The 22998-nt window shown below is 44.7% G+C and carries 19 protein-coding genes; 8 read left to right on the top strand and 11 right to left on the bottom strand.

Features of this window, described 5'->3' with window-relative positions:
* From AACT23_RS10625 to AACT23_RS10635, 3 genes are all read left to right on the top strand, one after another.
* The coding region (locus AACT23_RS10625; RefSeq protein WP_141195556.1) for a DUF444 family protein at nucleotides 1-251 on the top strand (251 nt) is incomplete at its 5' end.
* Nucleotides 252-263: 12 nt separating this feature from the next.
* Nucleotides 264-1802 (top strand): SpoVR family protein, encoded by a 1539-nt coding sequence (locus AACT23_RS10630; protein ID WP_013856538.1) that lies wholly within the window; start codon nucleotides 264-266, stop codon nucleotides 1800-1802.
* 165 nt (nucleotides 1803-1967) lie between these two features.
* Nucleotides 1968-2486, top strand: a complete 519-nt coding sequence (locus AACT23_RS10635) for a cytochrome b (protein ID WP_094128808.1) — start codon at nucleotides 1968-1970, stop codon at nucleotides 2484-2486.
* Nucleotides 2487-2528: 42 nt separating this feature from the next.
* On the opposite strand, the gene kdsB is transcribed toward AACT23_RS10635, so the two are convergent.
* Genes kdsB through AACT23_RS10660 form a run of 5 tightly spaced genes read right to left on the bottom strand, consistent with a single transcriptional unit; the run spans nucleotide 2529 to nucleotide 8476 of the window.
* Nucleotides 2529-3281 (bottom strand): 3-deoxy-manno-octulosonate cytidylyltransferase, encoded by a 753-nt coding sequence (kdsB, locus tag AACT23_RS10640; protein WP_017045182.1) that lies wholly within the window; start codon nucleotides 3279-3281, stop codon nucleotides 2529-2531.
* Complete coding sequence (locus tag AACT23_RS10645; RefSeq protein ID WP_013856535.1) at nucleotides 3281-3460, bottom strand: Trm112 family protein; 180 nt, start codon at nucleotides 3458-3460, stop codon at nucleotides 3281-3283. The genes kdsB and AACT23_RS10645 overlap by 1 nt, the downstream gene beginning before the upstream one ends.
* Nucleotides 3441-4448, bottom strand: a complete 1008-nt coding sequence (gene lpxK, locus AACT23_RS10650; protein ID WP_094128811.1) for a tetraacyldisaccharide 4'-kinase — start codon at nucleotides 4446-4448, stop codon at nucleotides 3441-3443. Before lpxK ends, AACT23_RS10645 begins: the two co-directional genes overlap by 20 nt.
* A 3-nt stretch (nucleotides 4449-4451) precedes the next feature.
* Nucleotides 4452-6200, bottom strand: coding sequence for a lipid A ABC transporter ATP-binding protein/permease MsbA (gene msbA / locus AACT23_RS10655; protein WP_017045180.1), 1749 nt, complete (start codon nucleotides 6198-6200; stop codon nucleotides 4452-4454).
* A 32-nt stretch (nucleotides 6201-6232) separates the two neighbouring features.
* Complete coding sequence (locus AACT23_RS10660) at nucleotides 6233-8476, bottom strand: DNA internalization-related competence protein ComEC/Rec2 (RefSeq protein ID WP_094128814.1); 2244 nt, start codon at nucleotides 8474-8476, stop codon at nucleotides 6233-6235.
* A gap of 6 nt (nucleotides 8477-8482) precedes the next feature.
* Between AACT23_RS10660 and AACT23_RS10665 the strand changes: the two genes are divergently transcribed.
* Nucleotides 8483-8992 (top strand): DUF2062 domain-containing protein, encoded by a 510-nt coding sequence (locus AACT23_RS10665; RefSeq protein WP_010319231.1) that lies wholly within the window; start codon nucleotides 8483-8485, stop codon nucleotides 8990-8992.
* 138 nt (nucleotides 8993-9130) lie between these two features.
* On the opposite strand, the gene lolE is transcribed toward AACT23_RS10665, so the two are convergent.
* Genes lolE through lolC form a run of 3 tightly spaced genes read right to left on the bottom strand, consistent with a single transcriptional unit; the run spans nucleotide 9131 to nucleotide 12263 of the window.
* On the bottom strand, nucleotides 9131-10375 hold the full coding sequence (gene lolE / locus AACT23_RS10670; RefSeq protein ID WP_094128817.1) for a lipoprotein-releasing ABC transporter permease subunit LolE: 1245 nt from the start codon (nucleotides 10373-10375) through the stop codon (nucleotides 9131-9133).
* A complete protein-coding gene (gene lolD, locus AACT23_RS10675; RefSeq protein ID WP_017048077.1) occupies nucleotides 10376-11062 on the bottom strand; it encodes a lipoprotein-releasing ABC transporter ATP-binding protein LolD in 687 nt (228 codons plus the stop codon). It abuts the gene before it with no gap.
* The gene (lolC, locus tag AACT23_RS10680) at nucleotides 11055-12263 is read right to left on the bottom strand and encodes a lipoprotein-releasing ABC transporter permease subunit LolC (protein ID WP_017048078.1); all 1209 of its coding nucleotides are present in this window, start codon (nucleotides 12261-12263) and stop codon (nucleotides 11055-11057) included. The genes lolD and lolC overlap by 8 nt, the downstream gene beginning before the upstream one ends.
* Before the next feature lie 165 nt (nucleotides 12264-12428).
* Here lolC and AACT23_RS10685 point away from each other — a divergent pair, with 165 nt between their 5' ends.
* The 4 genes from AACT23_RS10685 (at nucleotide 12429) to AACT23_RS10700 (ending at nucleotide 19746) form a co-directional block, all read left to right on the top strand.
* The gene (locus AACT23_RS10685; protein ID WP_017048079.1) at nucleotides 12429-12998 is read left to right on the top strand and encodes a hypothetical protein; all 570 of its coding nucleotides are present in this window, start codon (nucleotides 12429-12431) and stop codon (nucleotides 12996-12998) included.
* An 8-nt stretch (nucleotides 12999-13006) separates the two neighbouring features.
* Entirely contained in the window at nucleotides 13007-16468 is a 3462-nt protein-coding gene (mfd, locus tag AACT23_RS10690) for a transcription-repair coupling factor (protein ID WP_094128821.1), read from the top strand.
* A 28-nt stretch (nucleotides 16469-16496) separates the two neighbouring features.
* Nucleotides 16497-17267, top strand: coding sequence for a peptidoglycan binding protein CsiV (locus AACT23_RS10695; RefSeq protein WP_088732653.1), 771 nt, complete (start codon nucleotides 16497-16499; stop codon nucleotides 17265-17267).
* A gap of 409 nt (nucleotides 17268-17676) precedes the next feature.
* Nucleotides 17677-19746, top strand: a complete 2070-nt coding sequence (locus AACT23_RS10700; protein ID WP_013856525.1) for a beta-prism lectin domain-containing protein — start codon at nucleotides 17677-17679, stop codon at nucleotides 19744-19746.
* A 112-nt stretch (nucleotides 19747-19858) separates the two neighbouring features.
* Here the strand turns inward: AACT23_RS10700 and AACT23_RS10705 are convergent, their stop codons facing one another.
* The 3 genes from AACT23_RS10705 to AACT23_RS10715 all read right to left on the bottom strand — a co-directional run bounded on the left by AACT23_RS10705 (nucleotide 19859) and on the right by AACT23_RS10715 (nucleotide 22996).
* Nucleotides 19859-21148, bottom strand: coding sequence for an NAD(P)/FAD-dependent oxidoreductase (locus AACT23_RS10705; RefSeq protein WP_026028144.1), 1290 nt, complete (start codon nucleotides 21146-21148; stop codon nucleotides 19859-19861).
* A 353-nt stretch (nucleotides 21149-21501) separates the two neighbouring features.
* Entirely contained in the window at nucleotides 21502-22044 is a 543-nt protein-coding gene (ycfP, locus tag AACT23_RS10710) for an alpha/beta hydrolase YcfP (RefSeq protein ID WP_013856523.1), read from the bottom strand.
* A gap of 100 nt (nucleotides 22045-22144) precedes the next feature.
* A complete protein-coding gene (locus AACT23_RS10715) occupies nucleotides 22145-22996 on the bottom strand; it encodes a phosphotransferase (protein WP_038170292.1) in 852 nt (283 codons plus the stop codon).
* Nucleotides 22997-22998: the final 2 nt, after the last annotated feature.

Below are 22998 nucleotides of genomic sequence, written 5' to 3' on the forward strand. Positions count from 1 at the left end.
CAGCTCAAGCATCCGATGGTGATAACTGGGCTGATGATTCGCCTCGTTGTAAAGAACTCCTCACCAATAAGCTTCTGCCATATTGCCAGTATTACGCTTATATTGAAATCACTCGTCGCTCACACCAAACCTTGTGGCACGAGTACGAAAAATTACAACCCTCATTTGGCAATTTTGCGATTAAAAACATTCGCACCGTGGATGACATATTCCCTGTATTTAGGGAGCTATTCCAAAAGGAAACAGCTTAGGGAGGCATACTAATGACAACAAAAGCGAAAGGTACTTCAAAACGCAAGAGCAAATTGTTACCAGACGGGCCTGACTGGACGTTTGAGCTTTTGGAGAAATACCATACTGAAATACGCCGGGTAGCTGAGTTTTATCGTCTCGATACTTACCCCAATCAAATTGAAGTTATTACCTCCGAGCAGATGATGGATGCCTACTCCAGCATTGGCATGCCGATTAATTACAGCCACTGGTCATTTGGCAAAAAATTTATTCAAACGGAACAAGGTTACAAACATGGCCAAATGGGGCTCGCGTATGAGATCGTTATTAACTCAGACCCATGCATTGCCTATTTAATGGAAGAAAACACCGTCACTATGCAAGCCTTAGTGATGGCACACGCTTGCTATGGTCACAACTCGTTTTTCAAAGGCAACTACCTTTTCCAAACTTGGACGGATGCGAGTTCTATCATTGACTATCTCTTGTTTGCCAAAAACTACATTTCAGAATGCGAAGAAAAATATGGCGTACCCGAAGTCGAATCGCTGCTCGACTCATGCCACGCGTTAATGAATTATGGTGTTGACCGCTATAAACGACCTGAAAAAATATCGATAGCAGAAGAAAAAGCACGTCAAGAAGAGCGCGAAGCCTATCTACAATCACAAGTTAATGAACTGTGGCGCACCGTGCCCAAAGCAAAAACCAAAGAAGAAGATCTTAAAGTTCGTTTTCCAAGTGAGCCACAAGAAAACATTCTTTATTTCATTGAGAAACATGCGCCACTGCTTGAGCCATGGCAACGGGAGATCGTTCGTATTGTGAGGAAAATAAGCCAATATTTTTACCCACAAAAACAGACACAAGTGATGAATGAAGGCTGGGCCACATTCTGGCACTACACTATCTTGAATCACCTTTATGATGAAGGTTTTGTTTCTGAGAAATTCATTCTTGAGTTTCTACACAGCCACACCAGTGTCGTCGCACAACCTTCTTACAACAGCCCCTATTTTAGTGGCATCAATCCATATGCACTTGGCTTTGCTATGTTCCGAGATATTAAACGTATTTGTGAAGAGCCAACCGATGAAGACAGGGAATGGTTTCCTGAGCTTGCTGGCACAGAATGGTTAGATGCGCTTCATTTTGCTATGCACAACTTTAAGGACGAGAGCTTCATTAGCCAGTATCTTTCACCTAAAGTAATGCGCGATTTCAAGCTGTTTGCCATTGTGGATGACGATCGCAAGAATTTTATTGAAGTTAGTGCCATTCACGATGATATTGGCTATCACGCCATCCGTGAAAAGCTTGCGGCACAGTACAATCTCAGTAATTTAGAACCGAATATTCAAGTTTATAACGTGGATGTACGTGGTGATCGTTCACTGACGCTTCAACACGTTCCACACGATAGAATTCCTTTAGATCAAAGCTGTCATGAGGTACTAAAACACCTTTACCGTTTATGGGGGTTTGATGTCATTTTAGAGGAAGTCAAAGAGAGTGGCCGACGTGAAATTTTAGCGACTTGCCCACCACACGGCGAACGTGACACATAAGAACAAGTCGTTACCTTAAATATCGACTTCATAATGCGCGACCTCATTCGTTGCGCATTTTTTATTAAAAAATATTTGTAATACATCCTTACAGCTTTGTTCACATTTCATTCATTAAATATTTGCTTAAATAAAATCACCAATATTCATAAGGGTATTTAACTAATGAAGCACAACAAAATCATCATCGCGATACACTGGGTTATAGCATTACTGTTCGTATTGCTGTTTTTAAGCGATTCATTTCGTTCATTCTCCGATAAAGGTAGCGAAATGCGAGTGTTATGGCTGAACTTACATGCATGGTTTGGAGTCGCTGTTTTTGGATTATCGATGATTCGTTTAGCCGTAAAACTAAGCACAACAGCACCAGAGCCAGTGTATGAAAGTGACCTTATGCAGAAGCTGCTATATGGAGCGCATGCTGCCCTTTACCTCCTTACATTGCTTGTTCCAATCAGTGGTTATCTTCGTTTTGCTGGAAAAGGTCGGACATTAACTCTGGCAGGCGATGCTATTCCCTCATTGATAGGTAAGAGTGATTGGCTTTATAACATAGGGAAAACTTTACACGGTGAAGTAATGCAGGTGATTGTATTGACTGTTATCGGTGGTCATATCGCAGCGGTTCTTTATCATCACTTCATCGTAAAAGATCAAGTCATGGCACGCATAAAACCGTAATTAACTCGGTGATAAAAAGGAGCATAATTGCTCCTTTTTTAGCTAACGTTGGCTTACTATCGCTCTCACTAACTCTAAATCTTCTGGTGTATCTACCCCTGCAGGTGGTGCTTCTTTAGCAACGGCAACGTGAATTTTTTCACCATACCACAGTACTCGAAGCTGCTCTAAACACTCAATTTTCTCAAGTACACTGGGTTGCCAGTTGATATAAGTATTGATGAAACCAGCCCGATAAGCGTAAATACCAATATGACGTAGCAATGGCTGAATCACCGTTTGACCACCAGCTGCAAAATTGTCTCTATCCCAAGGAATTGTCGCACGGCTGAAATACAGCGCGTAACCCTCTTGATCTGTTACCACTTTAACCGCGTTAGGGTTAAACACTTCAGCTTGATCAGTAATTTCAACCGCTAAAGTCGCCATCGGCGCGCTACTGTTGGCTAAATTGTTAGCGACCTGCTTGATGATGCTCGGTGGAATGAGTGGCTCATCACCTTGTACGTTAACAATAATGTGGTGATCGGCAATGCCCATTAATTTCACCACTTCGGCTAAACGCTCAGTACCGGACTCGTGATGTGATGATGTCATACAAACATTGCCACCAAACGCATGGACAGCCGCTTCAACACGAGCATCATCAGTAGCAATAACGACCTGCTCAGCTCCCGATTGTAACGCTTGCTCATAAACCCACTGAATCATGGGTTTACCGCCGATATCAGCCAAAGGTTTGCCAGGTAAGCGAGTTGACTGATAACGAGCAGGGATAACAACGGTGAAAGCCATTATCGCCCCTCATCCATCGTCATGCTGCGCGCTTCTGGCTCAAGCAACACAGGAATCCCTTCTTTTATTGGGTAGGCCAAACGATCTAACTTACAAATAAGCTCTTGATTTTCTTTATCATAAGTCAACTTACTTTTACATACAGGGCAAGCTACAATTTCAAGCAGACGGTGATCCATATGACTCCATTACCTCTTTTATTTTGTCCAAAATACGCCTTTCATCTGGCGAACTAAATTGCGCAGAAACGGGAAGATACCACCAGTTTTCTTGTGCAAAGGCCGCACATTTCACTGCGTCTTTTTCTGTCATGATGACGTTTGCTCCATGTTGCGCAAGCGCCTCTAATTCTGAATATTGATACTCTCGGTGATCCGCAAAACCTTGGGTCAATACCGTCTTTGCACCTAAAGCTTCTAATGTATTGAAAAAGCGCGTGGGATAACCAATGCCAGCAAAAGCCACTAATGCAGCTAACTGGCTCACTGGCGCTTGCTGACCTGTCACTAAGTTAACGGCTAAGCTAGGTGAAAGGTGCATAGCCAATTCGCCGTATTGAGCTTGACCGCCATTAGTCACAATAAAATCAACTTCCGCTAACCGAGAGAGTGGCTCTCTTAACGGACCTAAAGGCATGAACTGCTCATTACCGAAGCGACGAACGCCGTCCACGACTGCAAATTCGAGATCACGCTCCAATGCATAGTGCTGAAGGCCATCGTCAGTGATGATCACATCAACACCCAACGGAAGCAGGGCTTGCACTGCTTGTGAGCGCTTTGGTGCAACAGCAACCGGAGCACCCGTGCGCTGGTGAATCAATTTAGGTTCGTCACCGCAGTGAGCGGTTGGCGTATCACTTTGCAGCACTAATGGATAAACCGGAGCCTTACCACCATACCCACGCGAAACAACTCCTGGTTTGAAGCCTTGTTCTTGTAAAGCTTCCACTAACCATACAACCAACGGTGTTTTACCATTACCACCCGCAGTAATATTACCCACCACCACCACAGGAACGGGAGCCTTATAGCGCTCTTTTTTGTTCGCTTGGAATGCTTGCTTACGTGCTTGACTGACCAACCGAAACAAGACACTCAGTGGCCACAACAGTGGCCACAACAAAAAACACGCTGGGTGATGTCCGAACCAGATTTTTTCAATCACTGATTAGTCACCAAATTGAATTCGATGTAGTTGGGCATACGCCCCATCCTGTGCAATTAACTGAGCATGATGACCACGTTCGATAATTTCACCCTCATCGACCACTAGAATTTCATCGGCTTCTTCAATCGTCGACAAGCGGTGCGCAATGACCAATACCGTTTTATTCTTTTGTAGCTCTTCAAGTGCTGATTGAATCGCTCTCTCAGATTCTGTATCCAACGCAGAAGTCGCCTCATCTAGGATAAGTACGGGTGCATCACGTAATAACGCTCGAGCAATCGCTACTCGTTGACGTTGACCACCCGATAAACTGGCTCCATTCTCACCAATCATGGTATCCAAGCCATCAGGCATGCTATTGATAAACTCCATGGCATGAGCAAGCCTAGCCGCGTGCTCAATTTGCTCACGCGTATACTCATTTTCTGCCGCGTAAGCAATATTATTGGCAATGGTATCGTTGAAGAGATGAACATTTTGCGAAACCAGCGCAAAGTGGGTGCGCAAGTTCTTCAGTTTATAATCGCGGATATCATGATCATCTAGATAGATAGCACCTGAATCGACATCATAAAAACGAGTCAAGAGGCTCGCGATAGTACTTTTCCCTGAGCCGGAACGCCCAACAAGCGCGACCGTTTTACCTTGAGGGATCTCAAAGCTCACATGAGACAGCGCTGGTTTTTCTTTACCTTGATAAGTAAAGGTCACATCCTGAACTCTAACGTCACCACGTACTTTTTCGGCTTCAAACTGGCCAGTGTCGCGCTCGGTTTCTAAATCAATCAGCTCAAATAATGTTTGGCTGGCCGCCATACCACGTTGGAAATCGGAGGTAACACTCGTTAACGCTTTCAGTGGTCGCATCAAGCCAAACATTGCCGAGAATACCACCGTAAAAGTACCTGGTGTTAATTCGGCACGAATAGAATCAACGCTGGCTAAAAACAGCACAGTGACAAGTGCTAAAGAAGCAATCATTTGAATGATAGGGTCAGCAGTGGACTGCGCCGCAACCAGCTTCATTGTTTGTTGACGCATTTGATTGCTGACATGGTCAAAACGTTTACGCTCTACGTCTTGTCCACCATAGCTCAGTACGACTTTGTGCCCTTTTAGCATCTGCTCTGCTGAAGAGGTCACATCACCCATGGTGGTCTGCATCCCTTTTGAGATCTTGCGAAAACGTTTAGAGACAATGCCAATCCCCATTGCAACCACTGGCGCAACCACGATTAATACCAAAGATAGCTGCCAGCTATTCCAAAACATCAAGGTCAATAGGCCGATGATACTCGCACCTTCGCGAACAATGCTGACCAATGCACGACTGGTCGCCCCAGCCACTTGCTCTGAATCATAGGTGATACGTGATAATAGACCACCCGTTGATTCTCTATCAAAAAAACTGACAGGCATGTGCATGAATTGATTGAAGATTTTTCGACGCATCAACATCACAACATTGCCAGAAACCCAGCTCAAGCAGTACGAGGAGACAAAGCCACTTAAACCACGTAGCGCCATCATCCCCAAAATAATAAAAGGCAGCACTCGCAAAAAATCGGATTCCGCATTACCAAATCCTTCATCTAGAAGAGGCTTAAGTAACGACACCATATAGGTGTCAGAGACCGCATTGATAATCAATGCGACAACCGCAACTGCTAGGCCAGATTTATATAGGCGGATATAGGTCCACAGGCGTTTGAAGGTTTGCCAAGTGGTTTCGTCAGTATTGAGTGACATAGAAATGCTTTGTTTTTAAGAAAATATTGCGCTCATTCTACCTCGTTACGGAGCATCTGCCTATACCAAGCCTGAGAGCGAGAGATACGCAAGCTGCTAACTTGATAATTCTGCATGCCAAAAATAACGCTAATTTGCCCTGCTTCACCCGTATCCAACCAGTTTGCTCCATGTTGTTGGTAGCGTTGAACAACCTGTGCGGAAGGTAATTGCCAGCGTCCGCCTTTGGCGAGCGAGGCAATAGCGACTTCAGGGTTCACCTTACTAATCAAAGCAACAGTAGAAGATGTCCTACTACCGTGGTGTGGTACAAGCAGGATATGACTTTGTAAGGATTGCTCTGTTCGCGCAAGTAACCACTCACTCATAGCATCCACATCCCCGGGTAAAAGCACTGAAAAACCGGTATTTGGGTCAAAGATTCGAATCACGCAAGAGTGAGGATTGTAAGCCCGCGCTACAGTTTTTGGTGGCCAGATAACATCAAAAGAGAGTTGTTGCCACTGCCATTGTTCACCAGCAATACAAGGTTGGTAACCCGCTATCGTTTGACTAGCACGTTTCCATTTGGGCTGCCAAACACGCTCAACCTCCGCTCTTCCACCTGCATGGTCGTTATCCAAGTGACTCAAAATCAACCCGTCTAATTGCGTAGCTCCCCGTTTGTTTAACACGGGGGCAACTGTTGCCTGGATGTGATCACCGCCTTGCCAACTTGCACCAGTATCATAAAGCACGTAGCGTCCTTCTTTTTCGATCAACACCGCCAACCCATGCCCAACATCTAACACATCAATCCGCCAACCTGTTTTTATCGGAATGGTGAGCCAAGAAACCATCACAATAAGGCTGTAAACCGCAAGTGCAAAACGCGAGATCAACGGTGAAAACACAAACAGCAACAGAGCACTGCTCAACAGAGCCAAAACAGCCCCAGAAATAGGAAACCAACTGAGGCTTGAATAATGTATTGACCAATCAACTGGAATGAGTAATTTGGCCACCCAATGCCACACCATAGGTGCGCCATCAAAAGTCAAAACCGTACACACTAAAGCCACAAAGATCGCCGGAACCACCACAAAACTGAACCAAGGAATAAACACTAAGTTATAGAGCGCCGCACTGGTACTGACTCCACCGAAAAAATAAGCAGTTACCGGAAGCATACACAGCACTAACCCAATCTGCATCGTCAATAAACGCCATAAAAAAAATCGCTGAGTTTGAGGTAGAGAAAGTTGGTAGAACACCACTGAGACAGCAATAAAGGACATCCAAAAGCTACTGGATAACGCAGCAAAAGGATCGATAAGCAGCACCGCCGATAACGTCATAAGCAGTCGCTGCAACGTATTGATACGGACATTGAGGACAATCATCGCCACATTGAGCAAACACATGATGAGCGCGCGTTGAGTGGGCAAGGTAAAGCCAGCCAACCAAGCATAGCCTAGTGCGCACAAGCTTCCTACGACGAATGGCGACCACCCCATGCGATGATGCAAACGCATCAATACGAGCCCAAGGCTATAACCAAAACCAAACGCGATGCCAATGTGCAGACCAGAAATGGCGACCAAATGAATCAGCCCACTGTCTCGTAATGCTTGCCACTGTGCCGTTGAAATATCACTGCGCTCACCAAACGTAAGCGCCATTAAAATACCAAGATTGGGATCATCAGCGAGCCAGGTTTTGATCTTCTGGTACCATTGTGCTCGCCATTCTGGTAATGATTCAATGCGATAAGACTGTCCATTATTAACCGTTGCACGAGCCACAATACCTTGGCTCAAAGAGTACGCCTCTGCATCAAACCCGGTCTCATTTAACCGACCAAAGATAGGTTTTACTGTGATGGAGAATTCAGCCACGTCGCCATACTTCAACGGTAAAGGAGCTATTAATCGCACCTTGGGCCGCAAAAAAATGCCTAAGGTTTGACCATTGATTGATCGAATCGAAATTGTTCCTTCATAACCATGAGTAATTTGTCTAAAAAAGCTGTTAACCTGTCCGTTTATGGTAATATCCGAACCTGTCTGAAAAATAGTGTTGGACTGCTCACGTAATAAGTTCCCGCTGATCACAATGACCATTAAAGCCATTGTTACTCCTGAGAGAAAGCGCAGTTTTCTATAACCAACAGAGAGTATGAGAATGGCGAATAGAGGCATACTCCATTTCCAATCTGGCATCCAAGGCCAATAAGAAGCAGAAATGGCGGTTAGCGAAAACGAAGCTAGGGTCCAGTAATTAGATAAGAGAGTCATGTCACGATGCCAAGAAAGTTCATCAAACGTTTTATGCCTAACCATGAAGTGATTAAGCGTCAGAAGGCATTAAAAATTTTTGGCAATGTGCTGTACAACCCCAATTTATGGTGTTTGAACCGCCGCTCAGCAGCAGGTGCCTTCGCCGTAGGTTTGTTCATGGCTTTTGTTCCACTTCCGAGTCAAATGATCATGTCCGCTGGCCTTGCCATTATGTGCGGCGTCAATTTACCGCTCTCTGTAGCCTTAGTCTGGATTAGCAACCCCATCACCATGCCAGTGCTGTTCTACTTCGCCTACAAGCTTGGCGCATGGGTAATGCAAACACCACCACAACCATTTCACTTTGAACTCTCTTGGCATTTTATCATGCAACAAATGAGTACCATTGGTCCGCCATTCCTTTTGGGGTGCATGATGTGCGGAGTGATATCCGCCATAATCGGCTACTTCGGCATTCACGGTTTATGGCGCTATTCTGTCGTAAGAAGCTGGCAAAAGCGCCAAGCGAGATAAAAGCTTCAAGAGATTGAGACTGGTTATACAACTGAGCATGTAAAACGATGTCGCATGATGTTGAAAAAGGACCAAGTGGTCCTTTTTGTTTGCTAAAAATAGCTCAATGCTGATGAACGAAAAGAATCCGAGTTGAGATTATTTAGCGCTAAGCACAGACGCCGGGTTCAGTTGACTGGCCCTAGAGGCCGGATACCAAGTAGCTAGTAGGCTCAACACAATCGCCGTGGAAGAGACAAGCACCACATCCGATAGGTTCACTTGTGATGGCAAAAAGTCGACAAAATAGATATCACCAGACAAAAACTGATGGCCGACTAATCGTTCTAATCCTTTGATTAACGCTGTTAAATTCCACGCAATCAACACACCTAACACGCCACCTATCACACTGCCTAATACACCAGAGAAAACACCCTGCCAGACAAAAATTCGTTTTACTAATCCATCGCTCGCGCCCATAGTGCGCAAAATGGCGATTTCAGCCGCACGATCTTTGACCGCCATCATAAGTGTTGAAACGATGTTGAAGCTCGCCACACCAATCACCAACACCATCACCAAATACATAATGGTTCTGACTAGCTGAATATCACGGTACAAAAAGCCAAACTTTTGCTGCCAACTGCGTAGATAGACGTATTGATCAAGCGTATTGCCGACCTCTCTTACAATTTGAGTTGCATTTAATACCTCTGAGACCTTGATAGCAACGCCCGTCACTCGCTCTCCTAATTTGGCGTAAGCTTGTGCATCTGCCAATGGCACTAATGCAAGGCTGTGGTCAATTTGGCCATTGAGTTCCAAAAGCCCTGAGACCTTGACGCGCACGCGCTTTGGCGCTTGAACTTTAGCGCTCTCATTCGCAGAGGGGATCATCAAAGTGACATAGTCACCGACTGCCGCGCCCAATTTATCCGCCACTCCTTTGCCTAAAATGACCTGTTGCTGACCTGCGACAAAACCTTGCCATGCATCGGAAGAGACAAATTGAGATAAACGCGACACGGCGCGCTCCATTTGCGGATCAATTCCACGCACCTCAATCGCTTTCAGTTGCGCGCCTTTCTCCGCTAATGCCGTCAATTTTACATAAGGAGCGGCCGCTTCCACTTTTGGATGCTGCACGGCTTGCTTGACTAATGACGACCAGTTCGCGATGGGTTGTTGAACCCCTTCAAACTCTCCGTGTGCAATGACAGATAACACGCGATTCTGCAGCTCTCTCTCAAAACCATTCATCGCTGACAAGCCCACGATGATCACCGCAACGCCCACGGCGATACCAATAATGGAAGAGAGCGAGATAAACGACACCATTTTATTACGCTGCTTTGCCAGGCTAAAACGCCGACCAATCACTAAAGAGAGCGAGGTGAACATCTACGGCGCCTCCACATTAATCAGCAAACCATCTTGCATGTGCATCTGTCTGTCCATTTTTGCAGCAAGTTCGCTATCATGCGTTACCACTAAAAATGCCGTGCCAAACTCTTGATTCATTTGACGCATCAAATCATAAATCGCCAGCGCCGTTTTGTGATCAAGGTTGCCCGTAGGCTCATCGGCTAACACCAAATCGGGTTGATTGACAAGCGCTCGCGCAATCGCTACCCGCTGCCGTTCTCCACCAGAGAGCTCAGAGGGTCGATGAGATAAACGATGTCCCAGCCCCACTTTTTCTAACAGTGCTTGCGCGGCCTGTTTAGCACGCGATACTTTTTGGCCACCAATAAGCAACGGCATGGCCACATTCTCAAGAGCGGTGAAATCGGCTAATAAATGGTGGAACTGGTACACAAAACCCAAATGTTGATTGCGAATGTTCGCTTGTTTATTGGAGCTTAAGCTCGATAAATCCTGACCTAAAAACGACACTGAACCTTCGGTTGCCTCATCCAGTGCACCCAGAATGTGCAATAACGTACTTTTCCCAGATCCAGAAGTCCCAATAATTGAGACTAACTCCCCCGCTTGAATGCCAAAACTGACGCCTTTTAGCACTTGAGTCCGTAGCTCCCCTTCTTGGTAGGTTTTGCATACGTTATGGCATTGTAAAAGGTTATTCATATCTTAAAGCCTCGGCAGGTTTTACGGATGACGCGCGGTAGGAAGGAAACAGTGTCGCGAATAAGCTGAGCGTGATGGCTGCTATCACCACCAACATAATTTGCATGGGGTTAATCACTACAGGCAGCGTTCCCCCCACAGAGAACAGCGCAACCCCCATGCTTTCTAATAATCCATTGAGGTTATCCGCCAGCAATACGCCTAACACACCACCGACAAGCGAACCAATCACTCCACTACTCGCGCCTTGAACCATAAAAATGGCCAGTACTTGTTGATCTGTCATGCCTTGCGTTTTCAAAATCGCGACCTCAGCTTGTTTTTCCATCACCACCATGATCAACGCGGAAATGATATTGAAAGCCGCCACGCCAACAATCAACCCAAGCATCAAACCCATCATATTTTTTTCCATGCGAACAGCTTGGAACAACTCGCCACGCTGATCTCGCCAGTCACTCCATTGCCATCCCTCAGGCAAAGGTGCGCTAGCTAGGTCTGCAACCACAAAAGGATCATCAAAAAAGAGCCGCCATCCCGACACAGTATTTGGTGGTAAACGAAGCAATCGCGCTGCATCTTTGATGTGCGTCAGCATCAGCTGTCCATCCACATCAGACCCCGTATTGAAGATGCCTGCGACTGTAAAATTACGCTGCGCAGGAATACGACCTAAGGGGGTAAATTGGCTAGCTGAAGTGACCATCAAACGCACTTTATCGCCAATTGTCACGTTGAGCGCCCGCGCCAGTGAATGGCCAAGGAAGAGTTGATATTCGCCCGGCTTGAGCGCACTCACTTGACCCGCAATCAAGTGCGCCGCAATCGGATCATTTTGATTAGGTTCAATTCCCACCAACAAGCCTGCGGCCAGTTGCGATGAGCTTTGAACAACCGCTTCACTGCGTACAATCGGTTCAGCCGCTCTGGCGCTAGAGAGCTGGCTAATGAATTGAGGCACATCTTGCGTGAGCAAAGTGCGATCGCCATTTTGCGAAACTACAGCCTGAGGCAACACACCTAGAATTCTATTTTTGAGCTGGGATTCAAAACCATTCATGACCGAAAGCACCGTCACCAGTGACATCACGCCAATGGTTATTCCCGCCGTAGACATATAAGAGACAAATCGACTGAATCTATCACCGGATCGCCCACGTAAATAACGCAAGCCGATGAACGCCGAAATAGGATGAAACATAAGAAAAACCGCCTAAAAGTGATGCTCAGTACTGTAACGAGAAACGGTGGAAGGTTGTAGCTTTAATTTGCCAAAAATCGGTTAAATAGACTCGATAACAAGGACATACCTTGATTAGTTCGCCGGTATGACGATAATCAACAAAGCGATGAGAAGGATGCCTTTATGACCGAGCAAGAATTTTTTACGGTTCACTATGGACTGACAACCAATATTGAACTTTTAGACAGCACATTTATGCTACCTTCCCAATCAATATTTGAAGCGGAGATTCCTGCCCCATTTATTGTGGCCAGTGAGTTTAGCCAGTTGGATGCACTCACCGAAAGTGCACGACTAGAACTGAAAAATAGTGATTTCAAGCACGTCGTTCAGTTACTTGATACTCAAAATTCGAAACTGAATTTGTTGCTGACCTTTATGTTATCACAGCAAGATGAGCCACATTCACGCTTCATCACCAGCACATTTGGGGCCAGTCGCTTCTCACTTCGTTATCCAAACGCACTAGAAATTGGTACCCAAGCCCGCTGTAAACTGTTTTTGGACCACCCTGCAGCCGCTATTTATTGCTATAGTTCGGTGATTGATTGCCAAGCGGACGAGCAACACTATCTCATCACGATGAAATACGATTTACTGCGAGATACTGACCAAGATCTCTTGATTAAAGCCGCACTGTACCAGCAGCAAAAATTGCTGCGTCAACGCTCTTTAGACCGAAATAAACCATAAGCGTTCTCATGACTACACACTCTTTACTGACTCTGATTAAACCTGCTGGCGCGGGCGACAAAAAACACATTGGTAACCTACGTGGTGCAAGCCTTGCGTTGGCAATTGCAGAGCTGGCCAACCAGCATAATAGCCACACTTTACTGGCTGTACCTGATCCTCAAACCGCCTTAAAGCTGCAGCACGAAATTGAGCAGTTTAGTGACGCCGAAGTGGCGCTGTTTCCTGATTGGGAAACTTTGCCTTATGATAGTTTTTCGCCTCATCAAGAGATCATTTCTGATCGCATCGCGCGCCTATATCAATTACCGAGCTTGAAAACAGGCATTACCATTGTGCCAGTGAGCACCATATTGCAGCGTCAGACGCCGCGAGAATTTCTGCTACAGCATACCCTGATGGTTAAAACTGGTGATCAATTTTCCTTAGATAAACTGCGTATTCAGCTGGAAAAATCGGGCTATCGTCATGTTGATCAAGTGTTTGGCCCAGGCGAATACGCCAGCCGAGGTTCGATTCTTGATTTATTTCCAATGGGCAGCAGCGATCCTTATCGCATTGATTTTTTTGATGATGAAATCGACACCATACGCACCTTCGATCCTGAGAATCAACGCTCAATTGAAGAGATCAGTGAGATACGCTTGCTACCTGCTCATGAATTTCCCACCACAGAAAGTGCAATTGAAGATTTTCGCACCCGCTGGCGTCAACGATTTGAAGCGCGTCGTGAACCAGAATCTGTCTATATGCAAGTCTCAAAGGGGATTTGGCCAGCCGGTATTGAATACTGGCAACCGCTATTTTTTGAACACACCGAAACCTTGTTCGATTATATCGCGCCAGAAAGCCAACTAATTGTCGTAGGAAATATCGAAACAGCGATTGACCAGTTTTTAACCGACGTCGAATATCGTTACCAGCAGCGTAAAGTTGACCCTCTTCGCCCGTTGCTGCCACCTCATGAATTGTGGCTTAAAAAAGATGAGCTTTTCAGTCTTTTCAAAAACGTGGCTCAGATCCAACTCAGTGTAGAACCGATTTCAGAAAAGCAAGGGCGGATCAATTTAGCGGTCAGTGCATTACCCGACTTGGCGGTCATGCATCAAAATAAAGAGCCTTTAGTCGCCATTCGGCAATTTAGTGAAAGTTTCACTGGGAAAATCATTTTTTCCGTCGAATCAGAAGGCCGTCGCGAAGCATTACTAGAGCTATTGCAACGCGTAAAACTGCGCCCTATCGAAAAAGAAACCTTCCAGCAAGCGTGCCAAGCAAAAGAAAAACAATGTCTCGTATTAGGGGCATCTGAGCACGGCTTTATCGATAACAATGCTAACTTAGCGTTCATCTGCGAAAGTGATTTACTCGGTGACCGTGTCATTCTTCGCCGTAAGAAAGATCGTAAAGTCACCAATAGTGACGCTGTCATTCGTAATTTAGCCGAACTCAAACCAGGGCAACCCGTTGTTCATATTGATCATGGTATCGGCCGTTATCTCGGGTTACAGACGCTTGAAGCGGGTGGCATGATGACCGAATACGTCACCCTTGAGTATCAAAACGAAGCCAAACTTTATGTCCCTGTCGCTTCATTGAATCTCATTAGTCGTTACTCTGGCGGCGCGGAAGAAAGCGCACCATTGCATAAACTCGGGGGTGAAGCATGGACCAAGGCACGACGAAAAGCGGCCGAAAAAGTCCGTGATGTTGCTGCGGAACTGCTGGATGTCTACGCCAAACGAGAGCTCAAACCAGGCTATAAGTTCGCTCTGGATCGTGGCCAATATGCGACTTTTAAAGCAGGTTTCCCATTTGAAGAAACCGATGATCAAAATACAGCTATCAACGCCGTGCTATCGGACATGTGTCAGAAAAAAGCGATGGACCGATTAGTGTGTGGTGACGTTGGATTTGGCAAAACAGAAGTCGCCATGCGCGCCGCCTTTGTTTGCACCGACAACAATAAACAAGTGGCCGTATTAGTGCCGACAACCTTACTCGCGCAGCAGCATTTTGAAAACTTTCGAGACCGATTTGCTAACCTGCCGATCCGTGTCGAAGTTTTATCACGCTTCAAATCAGCGAAAGAGCAAAAGCAGATACTACAAGATGTCGCCGACGGCAAAGTCGACATTTTGGTTGGCACGCATAAACTGCTTTCCAGCGAGCTAAAATTTAGCGATCTTGGTCTTTTGATCGTTGATGAAGAACACCGTTTTGGCGTACGCCAAAAAGAAAAAGTAAAAGCGATGCGTGCTGATGTGGATATTCTCACGCTAACGGCAACGCCGATTCCGCGCACGTTAAACATGGCGATGAGCGGAATGCGCGATCTATCGATTATCGCCACACCACCCGCACGACGATTAGCCATCAAAACCTTTGTACGCCAACATGATGACAATACGATTCGAGAGGCCGTATTACGTGAAATCATGCGCGGTGGACAGGTTTATTTTCTACATAACCAAGTAGAAACTATAGACAAAGTGGCCGCCGATTTAGAAAAGCTGGTCCCTGAAGCTCGAATTACCGTCGCCCATGGACAAATGCGTGAACGTGAGCTGGAAAAAGTGATGAACGACTTTTATCACCAACGCTTCAACGTATTGGTCTGCACAACCATCATCGAGACAGGGATTGATGTCCCGACGGCAAACACCATCATTATGGACCGCGCAGACAACCTTGGCCTAGCACAGCTACACCAACTTCGTGGCCGAGTAGGACGTTCTCACCATCAAGCTTATGCTTACTTACTCACTCCACATCCTAAAGCCATCACTAAAGATGCCGTGAAACGTTTAGAAGCGATTGCATCTCTTGAAGATCTTGGAGCCGGTTTTACTCTAGCAACGCACGATTTAGAAATCCGTGGAGCGGGTGAATTATTGGGCGATGAACAGAGCGGTCAGATCCAATCAATTGGTTTTACTCTCTATATGGAGATGCTAGAGCAAGCGGTTGAAGCATTAAAAAATGGCAGAGAACCTTCTCTTGACGATTTGCTTCGTGAACAAACCGAAGTGGAAATGCGTTTGCCAGCGCTATTACCCGATGATTACATTCCTGATGTAAATACTCGCCTCTCCATGTATAAACAGATAGCGAGTGTCGCTAGCCGAGATGAGCTCGCCGAGCTCAAAGTCGAGTTGATTGATCGCTTTGGTAAGTTACCTGATGCTGCAAATAACTTACTCGGCGTTGCTGAAGTCAAAATTGATGCTGCACGTATAAAAGTGAAGAAAATCGAAGCGCATGAAAAAGGCGGCTACATTGAGTTCTATCCAGATGCTGACATTAATCCCGTCTTTTTGGTTAGACTTCTGCAATCACAACCGAAAAAATTTGCAATGGAAGGGCCAACTAAGTTTAAGTTTGCTGTACCATTAGCTGATAGACGTGAACGAATTCAATTTGTGTCGAGTATGCTCAGCGAATTCCAACAAAACCTGATGCCTAGAGCATAAATTACGCACAAAAAATGATGGAGCCATAATGAAAAAACTGATCCCACTCCTACTTTTGCTTATTTCGATGCCAAGTCTGGCACAACGGCAATTTGACATAGAAGTGATCATTTTTAAGCGTGCAATTGATGCAGAGAAGGTCAGTGAGTCGTGGCCTAACTCATTGCCTGAAATCAATATTCAACGCGCGGGCAGTTTTAGTGACTTAAACTATCGCCAAGAAAAAGGCGTGAAAATGCTGCCTTTTTCCGACTACCAACTTAACGACCAAGCACAAAAACTGAAAAACCACGCCGGCTTTGAAGTGCTATTGCATACGGCTTGGCGTCAAGGCGATCAAGGCAGAGCTTCCGCACCGATTTTCCATATTCAAGCGGGTAAAGATTACTCCGCTAAATTCAATACTGACGGCAGTGAAAAAGTGGCCGTACTAGAAGAATCGCCAGTAAACGGTGTGCTAGAACAAAGCATCGCGAGTCCCCTTTACGAACTCGACGGTAAATTACAAATCTATGTGCAGCACTATCTTTATGCTGAAACCACGCTCGACCTTAAAGCCCCGAGTGTGCGAGAAATCATGCTCCAAAGTAAACCATTGGAGTTAGACATTACACCTGAAGAGCAAAATGCCGAGGTTCAACTGGGGAACCTAGAAGCTATCTCCCCAACAGTGGAAAAGGAAGAGTTTTTAAAGAGCTATCGGATGGACCAAAAACGCCGTATGCGCAGCAACGAAACCCACTATCTAGACCATCCATTAATGGGAATGATCATTCAAGTTCGCCGCGTTGCAGAATAAAGCCTAACAAAGCGCCCTGTCTGGGCGTTTTTTCTTTTATTCATCTCTCATACAGTTTAGCTCACTGATTTCATATCCTTACCGGTTAGAGCTATTCTGTTGTTAACTATTCTTATCAAAACCAATAACACAACCCACCTACAGGCCGCTCCAATGGTTTGGGTACGTGATCTTCTAAAAGTTAAACTGGCAATGTATTTTATTAGTGAGTGTTTCATTTTTAAGACCTCTCATTTATGAGAGCCATGTTAGATTGAATCTCTCTTATTAAGTCTTGATAATCCCTCCATCTCGTGTTGTGCCATGTTCAACTTATTTACCGTAAGACCTATCGTTAAAGTGCAGCACAGGTTAACAACATCAATTTAAATCGGAATTTACACAAACATACTGAGAGAGATGTTACCTAATGACTTCTAAATTTTCGTTATGTGCGGTCGGGCTACTGTCAATAAGCAGTATTGCAGTCAGCACTATTGCAACCGCATCAAACCCTAGTGAGATAAACACCCAATTAAAGTGGTCTTGGGAAAGTAGCTCGTTTAAACCAGAATCAAATCAAGTCATGGCGGCTCCTGTTATTGCCCAGCTAAATGATGATAATGGCGATGGCAAAATCGACGAGAATGATATTGCTGATATCATTGTTGTGACGTTTGAAAATAACAAATATACACAAGGTGGACTAGTTAGGGCATTAAGTGGTATTGATGGTTCTGAGCTTTGGTCATACGATAACGGTGGCATCATAGCCGATGCTCGCTACTCTCCTGCTGTTGCAGACCTTGATGGTAATGGTGTTGTTGATATTGTTATTACCAGTGCATCAAGCCCTTACATTACTATCCTAGATAATGAAGGGAATATTAAAAAGCAAATTTTAAAGCATGTCACAGGTGGACGGTCAGTCGGTACAATCTCGATCTCTGATTTAAACAATGATGGGTCAATTGAGATCATCTCTGCCGATGGTGTTTATAACTACGATACTGGTTTGCTATTTAGTTTGGAGTGGGCTCCATCATCGATCAGCTTTGATGCGGATGGCGATGGTGTTCAAGAAATATTTTCAAACGGCGCTCTTTACAAAAGTGACGGCTCATTTACTTGGCAATATCAAGCGAATGATACGGTTTGGTTTTCTTCCGTTGCCAACCTAGATAGCGACAATAAACCAGAAATTGTTGTATCAGTACCAGCCACTAAAGCAACAGCACAAAACAGTGTATTTGCAGTTTTAGAGCATGACGGCTCAGTAAAGTGGGAGGTTAATAACCTTGAAAACCCAGGTGGTGGTGTACAAGCTATCTCTAACTTCCTTGGTAATACAGCAACAAGCTCCACCAATGAAATAGCTAAGTCCCCTGTTTATGGATATACCCATTTACATCACAGCCATCCAGTTAAAATAGCAGATGACAACCAACTTAAAATCCGCTCAGGAGATCTGATTGACGCTATTGGATCAACAGCAAGTAATATGGTGGGTGGTCAAGGCGGTTCACTGCATACTATTGATGCAAGCAAAGTCCGCTCTATCGATGTAACCTACGGCAAATATAAAACGTGGTGGACATATGGCGTACTCGAGATGGAATTCACTCTCAATGATGGTTCGAAAATAACGTTAGGTTCAAAAGACTCAGCCTTTAAATACCCAGCATTAGAGTGGCGAACCAAAGAAGTTCCATATCTTGGATTGGAGTGGAGAACAAAACAAGTTTCTTACTGGTTCTTTGGCTGGCATACCAAAACAGTTTCTTACCTAGCTCCTGTTTGGAAAACTAAAACGATTCCTTATGCTGTTCCCGTCATGAAGAGCAAAGCAACCACTGAACGATACACAGTCCCAAGCAATACCCAATTGGTAGGCTTAAATGTTTGGAGCAAACCAAAACCTATCTTTACCTTCAAAAAACACGTTAATGCAGTTCAGTTTGTTGTTGGGGAAAGCATTAATGATAGTTACCTGAACACTGGTATTGTCTATGCAGGTTATCATGCTGTTGATATGTATAATGCACAAGGTAGCAAAGTTTGGTCTGTAGCAAATGATGACTATAACAGCGGTAAAATTGGTGTCTCGGCTTACGATTTCACTGGTGATGGCATTGATGAAGTTATCGTACAAGATCTTCTGAGAGTCCGTATTCTTGATGGGCGCACAGGAGCAGTATTAGCAACGATTGCTAACTCGTCGAACACCTTGTGGGAATATCCTGTTGTGGCGGATCTCGAAGGCAACAACAATGCATCGCTTATTGTGGTCGCAAATGATTATGCAAAAGAAAGCGCAATCAACCACGGCGTCTACGTTTATGAATCAGCCGATGCTGATAAACCATGGAAAAATGCAACGAGAATTTGGAACCAACATTCATTCCATTTCTCAAACATTAACCAAGATGGCTCAGTACCAACCAATGCTCAGCCTAGTTGGCTAACACATAACACTTATCGCTCAAGTACCATTAAATAACTTGAATTTGATATAACCACCACTATCGCCCAAGGCGGTGGTGGTGGGTGACAACAAAAAACCTCGCCTTTTAACAAAGGCGAGGTTTTTTATGGCTAGTACGCTGGGAATATTAGTGAAGCTTTAAGTTTGGACGCAACACACGATTAATACGGCCAACTAACATCATCAACCCTGTTTTGAACATACCGTGTAGCGCCATTTGGTGCATGCGATACAAAGAAATGTACACGACTCGCGCAATACGACCTTCAACCATCATCGAGCCTTTGGTTAAATTACCCATTAAGCTACCAACGGTAGAAAAACGACTTAATGAAACCAACGAACCGTGATCTTTATAAACATACGGTTTGAGCTCACGCCCGTTAAGCTTAGCAACAATATTCTTGAACGCTTGGCTTGCCATTTGGTGCGCTGCTTGTGCACGAGGTGGCACAAATGAACCATCGGCTTGTGTACATTGTGCTAAATCACCGATCACAAAAATATCGTCATCTCTTGTGGTTTGTAAGGTGTTTTTTACCACTAACTGATTAATGCGGTTTGTTTCCAAACCAGCAATCTCTTTCATAAAATCCGGTGCTTTGATGCCAGCAGCCCACACCATGATCTGAGCGGGAATCTTTTCGCCATCTTTAGTTGTTAGGCCATCCTTATCCGCTCGCGTGACCATAGTCGCAGTACGAACGTTGACACCTAATTTCGTTAATTCGCTATGCGCAGCACTAGAAATGCGAGGTGGAAGAGCGGGTAGAATACGCTCACCCGCTTCCACAAGGTTGACATTCAGTTTGCTTGAATCAAGATCGCCAAAACCATAAGTCCGCAGCTCTTTTACTGCATTATGTAGCTCTGCAGATAATTCAACACCCGTTGCACCTGCGCCAACAATCGCAATATCAACTGTACCGTTACCATTTTTCGCATGAAGTTTTAGAAACTCATTATTCATTTCAGTACGAAAACGATTTGCCTGTTCAGGGCTATCAAGGAAGATACAATGCTCACGAACTCCTGGAGTATTGAAGTCGTTAGACGTTGAACCGATTGCCAGCACCAAAATGTCATATTCAAGCTCACGACTTGGCATTAACAATTCACCATGCTCATCTTGCAATTCACTAAGAACAATCACTTTGCGTTCACGATCGATATCAGCAAGACTACCCATTTGGAAATCAAAACGATGATTTTTTGCGTGAGCGCGATAGCTTAGCGCATCCACTCCTTCATCTAATGAACCCGTTGCCACTTCATGCAATAACGGTTTCCATAAGTGGCTTGCTTTACGATCCACTAATGTGATTTCTGCGCGATTTTTACGGCCAAGAGTGCGACCAAGTTTAGTCGCGAGCTCTAAACCACCCGCGCCACCACCGACTACGATAATTCGTGTCACAACAATAATCCTCAAAAAGAAATAAACATGATTCAGTGTGAAATCTCACACTGAAGGAATTCTCAGTAATGCGCTTGCTTCAGATAAATCTTGTTCAGCAAATGAAGCTATCTTCGCAGCACGTTTCATTAGGATAAATGCATGTAACTACACACAAATTAGGCAAATTTAAGACTTGCTCTCAATTTTTTTGATATTTATCAAAATATTTATAATTTAATCATTATATAGAGCAAAACTGATGGTGCAACCAAAGAATTCCTCTATTTCACTACGAGATATAGGGGGATTGGGCCATAAAAAAACGACTCACAATTGTGAGTCGTTCAGTCGAAACTATGATGCACGGATGCTTAATTTGATTCTTTAAATGCCTTCATCGCTTGCAAATGCTGTGAGATTTTCTTGAACTTATGGTTCTGGGTTTCATCCCAAATGATATCGTAGTAGTTTTCGAGCTCTGCTGCTGTTTTGCTGTTGTCATGAATTTCATCTTCTTTAGATAAAATCACTAAACAGCGTCCTTTATTTTTTACCCTGTATTGCTCAACACACTTAGTCGCAATATCTTCATACTCTTCAGGGCGATCGATGCGTCCAGTCATGTTTGTTTCCGGATGCAAGTTAGGATTAAACACCACTTGCTTAATTCCGCATAAGAATCCAATCCGCTCAGACCAGAAGCCGCCGAGGCCTACACCACAAATAATCGGATGTGGGTCATCAGACAACTCAATCACTTTATGCACTTCTTTTAGAAGATGCTGCATATCGTGTTTTGGGTGCTGTGTACTGTAGTTAATAAAACGGACATCGCTGTCAATAAATTGCAATTGCAGTACTTTTTCATGGTTTCCTGGGCTTGTTGAATCAAAACCGTGCAGATAAATAATCATAATAACTCCCCACTCCTTGAGGTTTTTAATCTACCACGAAGATTGTGGTTTCAAAGACTTTAACCTTAATTTACTGCAACAAAACGACGAAACAGTGATCCTAGCTACATAATGTGCGTTTTAGATGTTCGGCTTGTTGACGATAATAGTCATCACCCCATAATTGATGTGCTAACAAATACCATAACATGGCCATCATTGTTGCTCTTGGATGCCAAGCCACCACACCTTCGACCCAATCATCGACCCCCACAATCTCACGCAATTGACAATAACGGTAGACCGCCTCTAATGGTTTTTCTTCTGCAACATCAATGCTTAAAGCCAGGTCGAGCCGGGGGTCGGCAATTGAGGCGTATTCCCAATCAATCACGCGGTTACCTTCATCGGTTTTAACCATATTGTAGCCAGCCAAATCAAAGTGACACAAAGTCTGACCAACATCAGCAAGGTTAGGTGCGGTGCGCCAACGTTGATATAAAGCCGACAAGTCCTCACTTTTATACTCAGCTTTGAGCTGTAGCCAATAATGATCAACCCGAGCGATAAAACTGAAAGGGGCAACTGGAATGCGTGCTGTACTGAGATTATGGATCTTTATCTGTGTTTTTAATAGAGAATCGAAAGGTAAACCACCAGTAAGGGATTGACCATCAATCCATTCAACCAATAATCCTTGATCATTAATGGAAAGTGGCTTGGGGCCTAAGTGAGAAGATTCGATAGCAGAGAGAATTTGATATTCTTGAAAACGCGAAATGGAAAAGGCTTGAGTGATCGGAGTATTAGGCCGCCAAACAAAGCTGCGTTCCTCCGTGACAATTTTCCAACATCGGTTTGTTAACCCCCCTGTCAGCGTTTGTGCGTAGTCAGGGGGAGTAGAGAAGAATCCTTCTAGCGACGTTAAGGTACGATCAAGCTGACAAGCTTCACGCCAAGACATTCTCGCCATAA

Source organism: Vibrio sp. V09_P4A23P171 (genome assembly GCF_963875615.1).
Taxonomy (GTDB): domain Bacteria; phylum Pseudomonadota; class Gammaproteobacteria; order Enterobacterales; family Vibrionaceae; genus Vibrio; species Vibrio anguillarum.